Here is a 14,794-nt window from a genome sequence, read left to right as displayed (position 1 = left end):
CGGGGAGAGAATATTATTTTTTCAGCTGTGCAAATGCCTGAATAATCGTGTCAATCTGCTCGTAGGTATGTGCCGCATTAACGCTGCAGCGTAGCATCGCGATCCCGGCGGGTGCTGCCGGTGGCAAAATGAGATTCACATAAACGCCTGCGGCAATCAGTTCGCGCCAGGTACGCAGCCCCTCTTCTTTCGTACCGATAATAACCGGAACCACGGGGCTGATGTGTGAACTCAGCTCATAACCCAGTTTCTCAAGCCCTTCATACAATCGCACTGCGTTATCCCACAGCTTTTGGCGCAACTCCGGTTGCGCGGCGATCGTTTTTAACGCAGAACGAACGGTTGCAATGCTCGACGGCGAAGGCGATGCGGTGAAAATATAAGGGCGACTGGCGTAACGCAGAACGTCCATACCCCGATCGCCTACGGCAAAACCACCAATGGAAGCCAGGCTCTTACTGAAGGTTCCCACAATAATGTCGACATCCTGCTCCACCCCCGTCGCTTCCGCCAGTCCTCGCCCCGTCGCACCCATCACGCCAAAGGAGTGCGCTTCATCGACAATCAAAAAACCACCCAGCCGTTTTTTGATGTCGACAATGTCGACCAGTGGCGCGATGTCGCCCAGCATACTGTAAATGCCTTCGACAATGATGATAGCGTCTTTGGCGCGCTCACCGAGGCGTACCATACGTCGTTCCAGATCTTTCGCATCATTGTGGCGAAAACGGATAATTTCTGCGCCGCCTAACGCACAGGCATCATAAATACTGGCGTGGCTGTCCGCATCCAGCAGTACCACCGCATTATGATTGGCAAGCGTGCTGATTATCCCTAAATTAGCGGTATAGCCCGTGGAGAAGACGATGGCCGACGACCGGCCAAAAAACGCAGCAATCTCCTGTTCTAACGCTAAATGCGGTCCATAACTGCCGTTCGCCATCCGCGAACCGGTCGTACCCGTCCCCTGGTTCGCTAATGCCGCCTGCCCCTCAGCAATCGCCTGGGCATTAAAGGTTAGTCCCAGGTAGTTATTGGTACCCGCCAGAATAATCTTTTGGTTGCCAATCCGCCCTTCGGTTGCGGAATACACTTCATCTATACAGGTGCCAAATGGGTTAATCCCCGTCATTCGAAATTGTTCCCGCTCGCTGGCAAGGCGTGCGAATTTATCATAAAGACTCATTGATACTCTCCAGATAAGGGATTAACGCTTCCATTAATTGCGCAGGCGTTCTGACATCCAGCAAGATATTAATGGGGATAGAAATATCGAATTTATCTTCCAGCAACATTAATAAATCCATGACCTTAATTGATTCCAGCCCAAGATCATTAACCAGATCGCTGTCCGGTTGGATATCCACACCGCTTTCGACCATACCCTGCAAACAGTAAAGGGTGTAATCCATTACTTCTTCATGATTTAACATAGAAAATAACATACCTGTAATCTAAATAATCAAAATAGCCCCTGGCGTAACGCATATTCCAGGCTAACCCGGGGAAACCAATTTATGTTCTCGCACAGACATTTATTATTTGCTGACCAGTCCGGGTGGGTTAATTCGCAAACTTTACTGCGGGTCAACATCGGTTCTTTTCCGGCAAACCGACTGATTAACGTACTCGTCCCTGCAATCAATATCAGCAATGGCAGCGGAATACTCACGGTTCGAACCGGCCGCTTACTTACCGCAGCCGCAATTTCCTGAAGACGTTGCCAGTTATAGCCACCGGCAACCCCATCGCATAATTCATAAGGATAAACCGGCGTCCGATCGGCCATGAGCCATTGACTGACGGCCTGAGCCAAATCGCTCACATGCAAAAATGACAATCGGGTATCGACAGCGCCAAATCGCGGAAGATAGCCTCGCAGCATCGTACGAAACAACGGGTTTAACTCTTTGTCACCGGGCCCGTACACCGCCGTAGGGCGAAAAATCCCCAGCGTAATCCCGGCGGCCATCGCCGTTAGCCGCTGTTCAGCAACATGCTTGGAATTAGCATACCAGGAGAGTTCAGGGTGACGAGCCGCCAGCGAGGAGATAAACAGAAAGCGCTGACAACTGCCGCTCTCTTTCGCAACCTGCATCAGCCGCTGACTACCTTCGACATTACAGCGGGTGAAGACTGCTTCTTTGTGTCCTCGCACCTGCCCCGCACAGTGGACTACGTGATCGGCCCCTGCGACCAGTTGCGCCAGCGTCTCGCGTTCTTCCAGCGCCCCCCGGATCCAGACAAGATTTTCGCGCGCGTCGTGACGGACGGTTCGGGTTAACGCCCGGACGATAAAACCCTGGGAAAGCAGCGCCTCAATAATATGTTTTCCGATAAAACCGGTCCCACCGGTCACCGCAACGATGGTACTCATTGCGCATAACCCGACGCGGGGATTGGTGAATTCAGGGGTTCGGCGAAGAGGTTCAGATAGCGTTTTTTTGCTTCCGCACGGGCCGGTTTCCCGGAGGATGTTCGTGGAATGCTGTGCGGTGGCAAGAGCTCAATGCTAACAGAAACGCCAAACTCGCTTTGTACCCGGGCGGTCAGACTGTGGACTATCTGCGCGCGGCGTTCTTCACAACTGACCCGGCACTGGATCTGTAAAATAATCCGCTCCTGGGACGTCACAAACGCTATTGCATCGCCAGAGTGAATTTCCGGTTCCTGTTCCGCAATATACTCAATATCCTGTGGCCAGATATTCCGACCACGAATGATGATCAGATCTTTTATACGTCCCGTCACGTACAGATAGCCATCCAGCAAGTAGCCCAGATCCCCGGTATCCATCCATCCGGTTGACTGGATTTCCTTTTGCGAAACCGGATCCTGAAAATAACCGTCCATCAAGCTCGGACCGGATATACAGATATGGCCCACTTCTCGTTCAGGAAGCGGGATCCCAATTTCGTTACGAATTTCAATGCGGTGACCCGGTAGTGCTTTGCCACAGTTCACAAAGGTGGAAATCGCCCGGGTATTTTTCGTTGGCGCAACCGCTTTGCCCTGGTACTCGAGTATATCGCGATCGACGTCGTTCACCTGAGAACCCGACGCTTCATCGGAAAAACTCACCGCCAGCGCATTTTCAGCCAGTCCGTAGCACGGCATGAAGGCTTTACTGTCAAACCCCGCGCGCTGGAAACATTCGCCAAACTGATTGAGTTGCCCGGCAGAAATGGGTTCGGCACCCACCCCTGCTACACGCCAGCAGGAGAGATCTAACCCGGCAAGTTCGTTGTCATTGATGCGACGCAAGCATAAATCGTAACCGAAGGGGGGGGCCACGGAGACGGTGCAGCGGTTCTGACTGATTAATTTCAACCACTGTAACGGGCGCATGGCGAAATCCTGCGTGCGCAGATAGTCCACGGAGAGTTGAGTCGCCACAGGCGTCAGCAGAAAACCCACCAGCCCCATATCATGATAAAAGGGCAGCCAGGAAACGCAGCGGTCGCTGTCGCGTAATTTGATCCCATCATGGCTAATCACACGCAGATTCGACATCACTTCACGGTGGGTAATAATGACACCGCGAGGAAAACGCGTACTGCCAGAGGTGTACTGGAGGTAGGCAATGTCATCCGGCAATGGCTGTGGCAGTTCGATATCCTTTTCCGGCAACGCATTAAATTGCGCATTGCTGAGAATATGGATTGCCGCCCCATGATCGTTGACACCATTTATCAGTGACAACCATTGATCGCTGCTGATAATGACCGCAGGCTGACAGCTGGCTAACAGACCCTGCAATTTCGCAGAATAAGAATCGCGTTGCCCGACGCCCATTGGAATGGCCAGCGGTACCGCCACTAAACCCGCATACTGACAGGCAAAAAAGGCTTCGACAAAACCCACGCTGGTTTCCGCAATCAGCGCGACGCGATCGCCCTTATTGAGATTCAGCGAAAGCAACCGCCGTGCCCCGGCTTGTGCCCGCCATTTTAGCTGACGATACTCCAGTACGGCTTCAGGCTGATTGCGTCGATCATAAAAATTCATTCCTGCATTTCCCAAAGCGGCGTAGTCCAAAGCTTCCGCCAGGGTTGAAAAGTCAGCATAACGCATAGGAAGAGAATGAGTAGATATTCTATTGGACATATACACCATGAAAATGTTTGAATTTAAAATCGCTGGATATACGAAACAAATAATCGGCACTGGGTAATATAAATTAAATGGTCACTAAACAGCACTTCTTTTTTTGGATAAATAACCATCATCATTATAAATGATTACAAGTATTTTAATGGTGACAGGAATAATATCCTTCGTACATATATCTCATCTCTTCACCAACATTAAAAATTATCATTTATTTCCTTGAACGCCACTATCTAACGTTTTATCTTCCCGTTTTATCGACAACCGCATAAAGTGGTAAAAGAGAAAAATAGACATTTCATAATTTATTCCGTTTTCGGATGCTGACGTTACCGTATGGTAATGAATGTAATTATGTTTATTTCTGCACTTTTTATTTAGGGCAATTTATGATTCAGATACAAAAAGTCATGAATAAACATGACCTCAACACCTTTATCTCTTTCCCCTCTTCACTCTATGGCACTGACGACTGCTGGATCGCCCCCTTGAATTTTGAACGCGCAGAGCATCTGTCTGCAAAAAATCCGGGGTCAGAACATATCAACTGGCAGGCATGGATCGCAAAAAAAGAGGGACGGGTGGTCGGGCGAATAACCGCGCAGATTGATACCTTACATCGCAGACTGTACGGCGATGACACCGGTCATTTTGGCATGATCGACGCCATCGACGATCCTGAGGTCTTTAGCGCGCTGTTTGCTGCCGCCGAAACATGGCTGAAATCCGTCGGGGCGCGAAAGATAACGGGCCCTTTTAGCCTGAACATTAACCAGGAAAGCGGCCTGCTGGTTGATGGCTTCGGGACGCCCCCCTGCGCACTGATGCCGCACGGTAAGCCCTATTATGGCTCCCGGGTCGAACAACTGGGGTACACCAAAGGAATCGATCTACTGGCTTACTGGATGCAGCGGACAGATTTATTCTTCTCACCATCGCTGGTCCGACTGATGGATCAAGTGCGTGAAAAGGTGACCATCCGCAGCATTAATCGCAAGCAATTCAGTGAAGAGATGCAGATTCTGCGGGAAATTTTTAACTCAGGATGGCAGCACAACTGGGGATTTGTCCCCTTCACAGAACACGAATTCGCCGCCATGGGCGAGCAGCTCAAGTTCCTTGTACCGGACGATATGATTTACATCGCTGAGATAGATTCTATCCCCTGTGCCTTTATCGTTGGTCTGCCAAATATTAATGAGGCTATTGCCGATCTCAATGGTCGGCTGTTGCCGTTCGGCTGGGCCAAACTGCTCTGGCGGCTGAAAGTAAGCGGTGTCCGTACCGCGCGGGTGCCTCTGATGGGTGTACGTCAGGAGTATCAGTTCAGTCGTATTGGTCCGGTCATGGCTCTGCTGTTAATTGAGGCGTTACGTGAACCGTTTGCCAGACACCACATCGACGCACTCGAGATGTCCTGGATTCTGGAATCTAATAGCGGAATGCGCACGATCCTCGAACGCATCGGCGGGATTGCCTATAAGCGCTATCGCCTGTACGAAAAACAGCTCTGAGCGCAGCCGGGAGGAGAAGGCGTGAAGATTGGGTGAGCCTCCTCCTCTACGCTTCCGGCTGTGGGTTGTCGTCGATACGGAGGTAAACAATAGCGCTTTCCCGCCTAAAAACCGGATTCTGAACCATTTCCCCTTCTTTTCTGTTGGCCTCCAGCGCTGCGAAATTGCTACTGATGTCACAAAAATATCACCCTGAAAATTCTGTCCATATAGCCGGGATTCTTGCCTATCACACATTTTCTGCCCCCTCCCTAAAGTAAGTCTTAGCCCATAACGTATGTTTTTTCAGCTAACAGGAGTCGCAGTAAATGATCGATTTTAATGACCCACGCCAGGTTGCCAAGGCTATTCAATTCACGAACGTCAATCCTGATTTAACCCGGGAAAGTCTGATCCAGCATCTGAATATCTGCATGGAATATCAGTTTGATGCCGCAATGATTGCCCCCTGCTGGGTCTCCCTTGCTAAAGAAGTACTGAAAGGTACAGGGGTTCGTGTCGCCACAACCGTGAACTTTCCGCAGGCTAACGACACGACAGCCATGAAAGTGGCCGTCGTACGAGAATTGGCAAAAGAAGGTGCCGATGAGTTTGATTTCCCACCAAATCCAGGTTTTCTGCTGGGGGGCGAGGATGAACTGTATTTCCGGGAACTGAAGGAAGTCACCCATGTTGCGCATGACCTGGGAATGAAAGTCAAAGCCATGCTGGAATTTGGTTTCATCACCGAGGAGGCGATGAAAATCAAAGCCACCCGTTATGCCTATGAAGCCGGTATTGACTGGGTGAAACAGTCAAGCGGCTGGGGCAAAGGCGGTTGTGCCGCGACGGTAGAAGATGTGCGACTTCTCAAAGCTCATATCCAGGCACCTTGTCGGGTCAAAGTCTCCGGTAAAGTGAATACGATTGAGAAAATGAAAGAGATGTTCGTAGCAGGTGCTGAATTAGTCGGGACCAGTTCCGGTCCTGAACTGGTCAAAGGACTGGTAGGCGACATTAACGCTTATTAACCGAAAAGTGCCGCTGGTAGCAGCGGCACGACGCCCTGCACAATTTAAGGAGTATGTGATGAGTGTATTTATTCTCGGTAGTTACGCAAAGGCGCTGGTCATGACCGCTGAACGTATCCCGCTCGCCGGGGAAACGCTGATCGGACATAACTTTCGCCAGACATGGGGAGGAAAAGGTTCCGATATGGCGGTTCAGGCTGCACGCTTAGGGGCCGATGTCGCCTATAGCGGCGTGGTGGGAAATGACACCTTCGGTAATGAGTTCATCGAACTGATGCAGGAGGAAGGCATCAATATTGATGCGTTGACCCTGACCACCGAGCTGCCCACGGGCGCTGGCCTGATCATTAAGGACAAAGAAGGACGCAATGTCATTGTCGTGGATATGGGCGCCAACAAGCTCTTTACCCCTGCCCTTGTCGATAACGCGCTGCTGCAACTTAAAAACAGCCACGTGGTGTTAACCCAGTTAGAAATTCCTCTCGAAACGGCCCTCTACGGTTTGAGAAAGGCCAAAGCGCTGGGTAAGACAACCCTTCTCAACCCGGCACCTGCCCGAGATCTTCGTGGACTCGATCTGAGCGCGGTTGACTTCCTGACGCCTAATGAAACGGAGGCCCGTGTCGCGCTGGGGCTGGCTCCGGACGATCCGCTCAGTAACCGCGAGGTCGCCGACAGGCTACTGGAAACGGGATGCCGCTATGTTGTGATGACGCTGGGTGAAGCGGGTGCAGCCGTTTTCACCTCTGACACCACGCTGGAAATACCACCTTGTCTGGTTGAGGTCGTCGATAGTAATGGTGCAGGTGACAGTTTTAACGCTGCCCTCGCTGTCGCGCTTGACGAAGGTAAACCCGTCAACGAAGCGGTTCTGTTCGCCAACGCCACAGCGGCACTCTGCTGCTCTGACTGGGAAACGGTTCCCTCTTATAAATATCGCAGCGATGTCGATACCTGGATGCAATTCAACCTGAGCCGAAGGAATTCCTGACATGAGACCCGACAGAATCTTACACCCCGAGCTTGCCGCAGCCTTAGCCTCCTTAGGCCACACCGATATCGTTCTGGTCACCGATGCGGGGTTCCCGATTCCTGCGCACGCAAACCGGATCGACCTGGGTTTCTGGCCTGGTCAGATTGACGTCCGGGAGATCCTGCGCGTGCTGCGTAAGGAACTCTTTGTTGAAGAGGTACATTTTGCCAGCGAAGTCCGCGACTGCCACCCGCAGTTGTACCGCGATGTGCAAACGATCTACACCGGTTCTGGCGCGGCGTTTTTCGCTGCGAGCCATGAAACGCTGTGCCACGACATTGCCCATCAGGCGAAGCTAATCATTCGCTCCGGTTCGTTCGAGCCCTGGGCCAACTTCGCCCTTGTCGCCAGCACCGATCCGTTTGCCTGGTTCACTGATGCGTCTGGCGTACAGCCGCTCCCCGCCTATGTTGCGCGACGCCAGCGTATTGTCGACAACATCGTACCGGAACTTAACTGACAGGACATGATGATGAAAGCAGCGGTAATCAGTCAGGCACAGCCGGGCAAAGTGGAGTTTCGCCATCAGACCGTTCGGGCGTTAGCCTCCGGCGAAGCGCTGGTCAACGTTGAATGTTGCGGTGTCTGCCACACCGATTTACATGTTGTGCAAGGTGACTTTGGCCCAGTACCGGGGCGTATCCCCGGACACGAAGGCATCGGGATTGTCAGCGCGATTGCCGACGACGTGACCAGCCTGAAAGTGGGCGATCGCGTCAGCATTGCCTGGTTTTACGAAGGTTGTGGCGTATGCGAATACTGTGTCAGCGGGCGAGAGACCTTCTGTCGCAACGTAAAAAATGCCGGTTACAGCGTTGATGGCGCGATGGCCGAGCAATGCATCGTCAAAGCGGACTACGCGGTGAAAGTCCCGGAAGGTCTTGATCCTCTGGTCGCCAGCAGCATTACCTGTGCGGGTGTAACAACCTACAAAGCTGCGCAGGTTTCGGGAGTCCGTCCGGGGCAATGGCTGGCAATCTGGGGCGCGGGCGGTTTAGGCAATATGGCTATCCAGTTTGCCCGCAATGTGTTCAATGCCCGCGTGATCGCCATTGACATTCAGGATGACAAACTGGCGCTGGCCAGAGAAAGCGGCGCAGAAATCACCTTTAACCCCGGCAAAGAGGATGTTCCCGCACGTATTCATGAACTGACGGGCGGTGGTGTGCATTCGGCGATTGTGGTGGCGGTGGCGCGCTCGGCCTTTAATCAGGCAGTTAACAGCGTCAGAGCTGGCGGCAAAGTAGTTTGCGTGGCGGTTCCTGCCGGCGAGCTTTCGCTGAATATCGTCAAGACGGTTCTTGATGGCATCCAGATTGTCGGCAGCCTGGTGGGAACCCGTCAGGATCTGGCGGAAGCTTTCCAGCATGCGCTTGCCGGGCGCGTTCGCCCCATCGTACAGCCCCGAAAACTGGAGGAGCTCAATGCCATTTTCAAGGAGATGGACGACGGCACAATCCAGGGAAGAATGGTGATTGATTTACGTACCGTGCAGCGCACAGAGGAGTGAGACGATGAAAATTACAGGCTGGCGTACGCTAACGACCTGGCATCACTGGGAGAGACCGATTGGTGATGTCAACGGCACCATCGAGTCCGGAGTGACCGAAGTGCCCATCCTGATGCTGGAAACAGACGAAGGGGTAACCGGCATCGGTCTGGGCGGACATGCCGACATCGAACGAGTCTTTCCGGCCATTGAAGGTGAAGATCCCCGTGCGGTAACGGCACTTTACGATCGCATGCTGGCCTGGGTTTTCAAAAGTGGTCACGCCGGTAGCACCTTTGGCGCCATTGGCGTTGTCGACATGGCCTTATGGGATCTGAAAGCAAAGTGCGCGGGAGAACCGCTCTGGCGGCAGCTTGGCGCAAGACGTGGATTCGTTCCCGGCTATGCGTCCGGACTGGATTACCCACTCTCGCTGGATGCGCTGATTGCACTGCATCAACGTTTTGCCGATCGGGGATTCAGCGCGTTCAAACTCAAAGGTGGGCTGGACGTTGAGCAGGACCGGGAACGCTTTGCGGCGGTCAGAGAGGTTTATCTGCGCAACACCCCTTCGCCGGTCATGATGCTGGATGTCAATGAGTCAATGAACAGCAAACAGGCCGTCCGCTACATCAACCGTTTGCAGGAAACGTTGGATCTGAGCTGGATTGAGGAGCCTGTCCGTCGCTGGGATGCCGCCGGTCACGCCGCAATTCGCCAGCAGATCACCTGTGCGGTGGCGACGGGAGAAAACCTGACAGGCATAGAACAGTACCTGCCGTTGCTGAAAGAACAGGCGGTCGATGTGCTACAGGCGGGGATGTGCTGGGGGATCACCCATTTTCTGCGCGTGGCGAATCTGGCACAGGCGTTTAACCTGCCGGTCAGCCCCGTCGGCTACAACGCTAACCCCGTCGCCCATGCCGCTGCCGCCGTCGCCAATCATCTGAGTTGTGAGGTGCAGGATCTGAATTTTCCGCTGGGTCTACAGGTAGATCAACGCATAGAAAATGGCGGCATCCTGCTGGGTGATGAGCCCGGACTCGGTATTTCCATTGATGAAACGGCAATTCAGTCACAACACGATAAGGGAAGCTGGACGATTGCCCAGGGCCCCCATGTCAGACCGGAACGAGCCGGGCTAAGGCTGACGCTCCAGTCACCACAACGCGAACAATAATGAAGGACTCAAAAATGAAAACCGTACCTCTGGGCCATACCGGCATTCAGGTGCCCGTTCTCGCGATGGGAGCGGCATCGCTGGGCAGCATCTATCACCCGGTGTCCCAACTGCAAGCCAATGAAACGGTCGCCACCGCGCTGAGTCATGGCGTGAACTACTTTGATGTTGCCCCCTATTACGGGCTCACGAAAGCCGAAACCGCATTAGGCGCCGCGCTCAAGGGCGTTCGTCGTGAAAGTTACACCCTCGCCACCAAGGTGGGCCGTTACGGTGACAGCCTTTGGGATTTCTCACGCGATGCCACCTTGCGCAGCGTGGAAGAAAGTCTCTCCCGTCTGGGTTGTGATTACATTGATGTTATTCAGTGTCACGACATTGAATACGGCGATATGACCCAGTTGCTGGATGAGGCGCTGCCAACGCTTCGTGAACTCCGGGACAGCGGCGTGGTTCGCCACATTGGCATCACCGGATACGATCTGCCGCTACTCGAACGCGTCGCCTGCGAGCAGAAAGTCGATACCGTCATGGCCTATTGCACATGGACTTTACAGGACCGACGCCTGGGTGCTGTTGCGCAGCGGTTGAACGAAGCAGGGATTGGTGTTCTCAATGCGTCACCTCTTTCAATGGGACTGCTGACCCGTTCAGGTGCGCCGGACTGGCATCCGGCCCACGACGATGTCCAACGCGTCTGCCGCAGCGTGTCTGAACTGTGCGATAGCTACGGCGTTAACATTGCGCAGATTGCCCTGCAGTTTGCCCTGACGACCGCCGCGGAGCACGGTATTGCCTCCACCGTCATTGGGACAGCCAGCGCCGAAAATATGCTCGATAACGTCCGCTGGTCTGAGCAACCGCTCGATCCTGAACTGCTGGACAACATTAACGCGCTGATGGCACCGGTACTCAATATCGGCTGGGATGTGTTGCTAGGTAACGGAGGGAAAGCGCAGAAATGAGAACGTTCGACAGTCATCTTCATCTCTGGGATCCGTGCTTGTTGCGCTATGACTGGCTTGGCGATCTGCCGACGTTAAACCGGGCTTTTTTGCCGCAGGAACTTGCCCGGCATGCCGGGGCCCCGGACGCGGCGATTGTGGTTCAGGCCGACTGCGCCGCCGAGCACGCCATCAAGGAAGTGAACTGGCTGAATCAACTGGCTGATGACAGTCCGATCGCCGTGGCAGGTATTGTCGCCTGGGCTCCTCTGGAGTGTGGCAGCGCCGTCATTCCTTATCTGCGCCAGTTACGACAGCTTCCGCGCGTGGTGGGCATCCGACGTTCCCTACAGAACGAAGCGCTGGAACGGTTCTACAGCGCAGATTATCGTGCCGGTTTACTGGCGGCGGTAGAAGGAGGCTTTGTCATTGATATGTGCGTCAGAGCGGCGCAACTCCCGGCCCTGTTCGATCTGATGACATGGCTCTATGACCGGGCGCCGGAGGCTCGCGTGGTTCTCGACCATATGGGCAAACCGGCCATCATTCGCAATGAATGGCAGGAATGGGCGGAAGGGATTAAGGCGCTGGCAGCCTTCCCCAACCTCGCCTGCAAGCTGTCTGGACTACCGACGGAGGCCAACTGGGAAAACTGGCAACCCGAACAACTGAAGCCCTGGATACAACAGGCTATCACCACATTTGGCGCGCAGCGCTGTTTATTTGGCGGTGACTGGCCGGTTGTTGAACTGGCCGGAGGCTACACCCGCTGGAGGAATTGCGTAACTGAAGCCATTACGTCTCTGTCGCCGGAGGAAATAAACGCAATAATGGCGGATAACGCCAGGGATATCTATCTGAGAAAAGCCAAAAAAGGTTAATAACGTCGTATCTACACTGATGTCGTTTATTTCATTTTACCCTACTGAATAAAATTTGAGGAAATAAGCATGTCTGATAATACCAACACATTGCCATCCGGGAAGGTTGCCGACAAGCATCAAACCGATTCTCCGGAAAGCAATATCATGGTCACCGGGAAAAAGAAAAATATATTACTGGCCTCCCTGTTCGCCAATTTCTTTGTTCTGCTGGCCTTATATTGTGGCGTCATTTCCGTTCTGTTACCGAACCATGTCGCGCAAATCGATCCGGCCAATAAGGCTAACAACCTTGCCATCGTGATGACCACGGCGCTGTTGTTTACTATTTTTGCGCAACCTATTGCCGGGGCATTATCCGACCGATGCCGTTCAACATGGGGGCGTCGCTCTCCTTTCATTGTCGGTGGCGCGTTAATCGGTGGGCTGGCGATCTTCGGCATCTCGATGATGACAACCATCGCCGGTATTGCGGTTTTCTGGCTGATGGCCGCCGTCTCGCTGAACTGTATGAACGGGCCACTCGCGACCGTCGTGGCAGACCGATTCTTACCTGAAAACAGAGGGATAGCCTCAGGTTTCGTTGGCGCGGGTTCGACAGCGGGCGGAACCGTAGGCATCATCCTGGCCGGGTATCTGGCGTGGAATCTGCAGTTAGGCTATCTGGTATTTGCCCTGGCTATCGCAGCCTGCTGTGTTGCGTTTGTGCTGATTAACCGTGAACCTTCAACGCGAAATATGCCGGTTGAACCTTTCAAATGGGGAACGTTTTTCAAAAACTTCTGGGTCAGTCCACGCCAGTATCCCGATTTCGGTTGGGCATTCTTTGGTCGCTTTGCCATGTACCTGGGCTACCAGGGCGTGGTGACCTATCAACTGTATATCCTTCAGGATTTCATTGGGTTAAGTGTTGAAGAGTCCAACTACGCCATCGGCACAATTTCGGTCATCACGCTGTCCACCCTGCTCTTTTCCGGTCTGGTATCCGGCATCATCTCCGATAAGCTGCAGCGGCGTAAAATTTTCGTCTTTCTCTCCAGCATTCTGATGGCGGCGGGCCTCTGTATTCCTCTGGTCATGCAAACCCTGACCGGTATGTATATTTATGCCGCGATTATGGGACTGGGATACGGAGCCTATACCTCCATTGATATGGCGTTGATGACTCAGGTATTACCTGGCGGCGGTAAACAAGCGGGTAAAGATATGGGGATCCTGACTATTGCGACAGTATTACCACAGTCATTTAGTCCCATATTATCGGCCTGGCTACTCGCGACATTTAATAATGATTATTCATCATTATTTATTGCCGCCATTATTTTTGTCTTTGCTTCATCATTCTTTGTATTACCGATTAAATCAGTTAAATAAAAAATAACGGTTTGCAGGCGAGACCACACTCGGCAACGGGTGGGTAGGCCCTCGCCTGTCCGCAACAAGAGGGACGCTATAATGACACAACGCATGATATTAAATGAAACCGCCTGGTTTGGGCGAGGTTGCCGCGGCCAGTTAATTAATGAACTCATCCGACGGGGTTTTACCAGAGCACTCATCGTCACCGACAGCGGCCTGGTCAAATGCGGTATTGTCGGGAAAATTACCACTCTACTTGATGAGGCGGGTTTTGCCTGGACATTATTCGACCGCGTCGTACCGAATCCCGGTATTACCGTGGTGCAGGAAGGCGTGGAAACATTTCGCGCCAGCGGCGCTGATGTCCTTATCGCGGTCGGCGGCGGATCGCCTCAGGATACCTGTAAGGCTATTGGGATCATCATTAATAATCCTGAGTTTGCAGATGTTCGCAGCCTGGAAGGGTTAGCTGAAACGACCCGTCCCTGCGTGCCAATTATTGCCCTTCCTACCACGGCAGGGACCGCAGCAGAAGTCACCATTAACTATGTGATTACCGACGAAGCGCATCAGCGGAAGTTTGTCTGTATCGATCCACATGACATTCCTCAGGTCGCGCTTGTGGATGCGGATCTCATGGATGCGATGCCAGGTTCGCTAAAAGCCGCCACCGGCATTGATGCCCTAACCCATGCCATCGAAGGTTATATTACGCGCGGTGCCTGGGAATTACCGGACGCGCTCCATCTTAAAGCCATTGAAATGATCGCCAAATCGCTGCGCCGCGCGGTGGCTGGCGATGCTGAAGCGATGGAAAAAATGGCGCTTGCGCAGTACATCGCCGGGATGGGGTTTTCCAATGTGGGTCTCGGCCTCGTCCATGGCATGGCTCATCCGCTGGGCGCGTTTTACAACACCCCGCACGGTGTCGCTAATGCCATCCTGTTACCTCAGGTAATGGCATGGAATGCGCCCTGCACTGGAGAAAAATACCGCAACATCGCCCTGGCAATGGCCATTCCCGACGCCGCCACGCTGCCGCTGGAAGAAATCCGACAGGCTGCTGTCGATGCGGTCTATCAGCTCAATCACGATGTCGGAATCCCCACATCACTGCGTGAGATTGGCATGAATCAGGACGACATTCCGCAACTGGCACTGGCCGCCTTTAACGATGTCTGTACCGGCGGAAACCCACGCCCGGCCACGGTGGATGACATCGCTGCACTCTATCAGCAGGCTTTCAACGGAGTGAACAGACAATGACACAGCAG

At 53.2% G+C, this 14,794-nt stretch carries 14 protein-coding genes; 10 read left to right on the top strand and 4 right to left on the bottom strand.

The window, feature by feature from the left end:
- Positions 1 to 13: 13 nt before the first annotated feature.
- Genes spt through ACERJC_RS04380 form a run of 4 tightly spaced genes read right to left on the bottom strand, consistent with a single transcriptional unit; the run spans position 14 to position 4,107 of the window.
- Entirely contained in the window at positions 14 to 1,186 is a 1,173-nt protein-coding gene (gene spt, locus ACERJC_RS04395; RefSeq protein ID WP_286632957.1) for a serine palmitoyltransferase, read from the bottom strand.
- The gene (locus ACERJC_RS04390) at positions 1,173 to 1,433 is read right to left on the bottom strand and encodes an acyl carrier protein (protein ID WP_152405159.1); all 261 of its coding nucleotides are present in this window, start codon (positions 1,431 to 1,433) and stop codon (positions 1,173 to 1,175) included. The genes spt and ACERJC_RS04390 overlap by 14 nt, the downstream gene beginning before the upstream one ends.
- A 29-nt stretch (positions 1,434 to 1,462) precedes the next feature.
- The gene (locus ACERJC_RS04385) at positions 1,463 to 2,377 is read right to left on the bottom strand and encodes an NAD-dependent epimerase/dehydratase family protein (protein ID WP_373671126.1); all 915 of its coding nucleotides are present in this window, start codon (positions 2,375 to 2,377) and stop codon (positions 1,463 to 1,465) included.
- Positions 2,374 to 4,107 (bottom strand): fatty acyl-AMP ligase, encoded by a 1,734-nt coding sequence (locus ACERJC_RS04380; RefSeq protein WP_373671125.1) that lies wholly within the window; start codon positions 4,105 to 4,107, stop codon positions 2,374 to 2,376. Before ACERJC_RS04380 ends, ACERJC_RS04385 begins: the two co-directional genes overlap by 4 nt.
- A gap of 392 nt (positions 4,108 to 4,499) precedes the next feature.
- Between ACERJC_RS04380 and ACERJC_RS04375 the strand changes: the two genes are divergently transcribed.
- The 10 genes from ACERJC_RS04375 to fucO all read left to right on the top strand — a co-directional run bounded on the left by ACERJC_RS04375 (position 4,500) and on the right by fucO (position 14,786).
- Positions 4,500 to 5,624: an N-acetyltransferase gene (locus ACERJC_RS04375; protein WP_373671124.1), complete on the top strand. Its 1,125-nt coding sequence runs from the start codon at positions 4,500 to 4,502 to the stop codon at positions 5,622 to 5,624.
- A 308-nt stretch (positions 5,625 to 5,932) separates the two neighbouring features.
- The gene (gene deoC, locus ACERJC_RS04370; protein WP_373671123.1) at positions 5,933 to 6,634 is read left to right on the top strand and encodes a deoxyribose-phosphate aldolase; all 702 of its coding nucleotides are present in this window, start codon (positions 5,933 to 5,935) and stop codon (positions 6,632 to 6,634) included.
- A 58-nt stretch (positions 6,635 to 6,692) separates the two neighbouring features.
- Positions 6,693 to 7,625 carry a ribokinase gene (locus tag ACERJC_RS04365; RefSeq protein WP_371896048.1) on the top strand — a complete coding sequence of 311 codons (933 nt, stop codon included), beginning with the start codon at positions 6,693 to 6,695 and terminating at the stop codon, positions 7,623 to 7,625.
- 1 nt (position 7,626) lies between these two features.
- Complete coding sequence (locus tag ACERJC_RS04360) at positions 7,627 to 8,127, top strand: RbsD/FucU domain-containing protein (RefSeq protein ID WP_152405165.1); 501 nt, start codon at positions 7,627 to 7,629, stop codon at positions 8,125 to 8,127.
- Between the two features lie 12 nt (positions 8,128 to 8,139).
- Entirely contained in the window at positions 8,140 to 9,177 is a 1,038-nt protein-coding gene (gene adhP, locus ACERJC_RS04355) for an alcohol dehydrogenase AdhP (RefSeq protein WP_373671677.1), read from the top strand.
- A gap of 4 nt (positions 9,178 to 9,181) precedes the next feature.
- A complete protein-coding gene (locus tag ACERJC_RS04350) occupies positions 9,182 to 10,336 on the top strand; it encodes a mandelate racemase/muconate lactonizing enzyme family protein (protein WP_373671122.1) in 1,155 nt (384 codons plus the stop codon).
- A gap of 14 nt (positions 10,337 to 10,350) precedes the next feature.
- On the top strand, positions 10,351 to 11,301 hold the full coding sequence (locus tag ACERJC_RS04345) for an aldo/keto reductase (protein WP_373671121.1): 951 nt from the start codon (positions 10,351 to 10,353) through the stop codon (positions 11,299 to 11,301).
- The gene (locus ACERJC_RS04340; protein WP_373671120.1) at positions 11,298 to 12,161 is read left to right on the top strand and encodes an amidohydrolase family protein; all 864 of its coding nucleotides are present in this window, start codon (positions 11,298 to 11,300) and stop codon (positions 12,159 to 12,161) included. Before ACERJC_RS04345 ends, ACERJC_RS04340 begins: the two co-directional genes overlap by 4 nt.
- Before the next feature lie 69 nt (positions 12,162 to 12,230).
- Entirely contained in the window at positions 12,231 to 13,535 is a 1,305-nt protein-coding gene (locus ACERJC_RS04335) for an MFS transporter (protein WP_373671119.1), read from the top strand.
- Between the two features lie 81 nt (positions 13,536 to 13,616).
- On the top strand, positions 13,617 to 14,786 hold the full coding sequence (fucO, locus tag ACERJC_RS04330) for a lactaldehyde reductase (protein ID WP_373671118.1): 1,170 nt from the start codon (positions 13,617 to 13,619) through the stop codon (positions 14,784 to 14,786).
- The last annotated feature ends 8 nt before the right edge of the window (positions 14,787 to 14,794 follow it).

The sequence above is a fragment of the Citrobacter telavivensis genome (genome assembly GCF_041807075.1).
Lineage (GTDB): Bacteria > Pseudomonadota > Gammaproteobacteria > Enterobacterales > Enterobacteriaceae > Citrobacter_A > Citrobacter_A telavivensis.
This window is presented reverse-complemented; position numbering and strand designations above follow the sequence as displayed.

Coding starts and splice junctions, on each gene's coding strand:
- ACERJC_RS04340 (WP_373671120.1), top strand. CDS start 11,298: ATGAGAACGTTCGACAGTCATCTTCATCTCTGGGATCCGTGCTTGTTG.
- ACERJC_RS04385 (WP_373671126.1), bottom strand. CDS start 2,377: ATGAGTACCATCGTTGCGGTGACCGGTGGGACCGGTTTTATCGGAAAA.
- ACERJC_RS04375 (WP_373671124.1), top strand. CDS start 4,500: ATGATTCAGATACAAAAAGTCATGAATAAACATGACCTCAACACCTTT.
- spt (WP_286632957.1), bottom strand. CDS start 1,186: ATGAGTCTTTATGATAAATTCGCACGCCTTGCCAGCGAGCGGGAACAA.
- ACERJC_RS04350 (WP_373671122.1), top strand. CDS start 9,182: ATGAAAATTACAGGCTGGCGTACGCTAACGACCTGGCATCACTGGGAG.
- adhP (WP_373671677.1), top strand. CDS start 8,140: ATGAAAGCAGCGGTAATCAGTCAGGCACAGCCGGGCAAAGTGGAGTTT.
- ACERJC_RS04360 (WP_152405165.1), top strand. CDS start 7,627: ATGAGACCCGACAGAATCTTACACCCCGAGCTTGCCGCAGCCTTAGCC.
- ACERJC_RS04365 (WP_371896048.1), top strand. CDS start 6,693: ATGAGTGTATTTATTCTCGGTAGTTACGCAAAGGCGCTGGTCATGACC.
- ACERJC_RS04390 (WP_152405159.1), bottom strand. CDS start 1,433: ATGTTAAATCATGAAGAAGTAATGGATTACACCCTTTACTGTTTGCAG.
- ACERJC_RS04380 (WP_373671125.1), bottom strand. CDS start 4,107: ATGTCCAATAGAATATCTACTCATTCTCTTCCTATGCGTTATGCTGAC.
- deoC (WP_373671123.1), top strand. CDS start 5,933: ATGATCGATTTTAATGACCCACGCCAGGTTGCCAAGGCTATTCAATTC.
- ACERJC_RS04335 (WP_373671119.1), top strand. CDS start 12,231: ATGTCTGATAATACCAACACATTGCCATCCGGGAAGGTTGCCGACAAG.
- fucO (WP_373671118.1), top strand. CDS start 13,617: ATGACACAACGCATGATATTAAATGAAACCGCCTGGTTTGGGCGAGGT.
- ACERJC_RS04345 (WP_373671121.1), top strand. CDS start 10,351: ATGAAAACCGTACCTCTGGGCCATACCGGCATTCAGGTGCCCGTTCTC.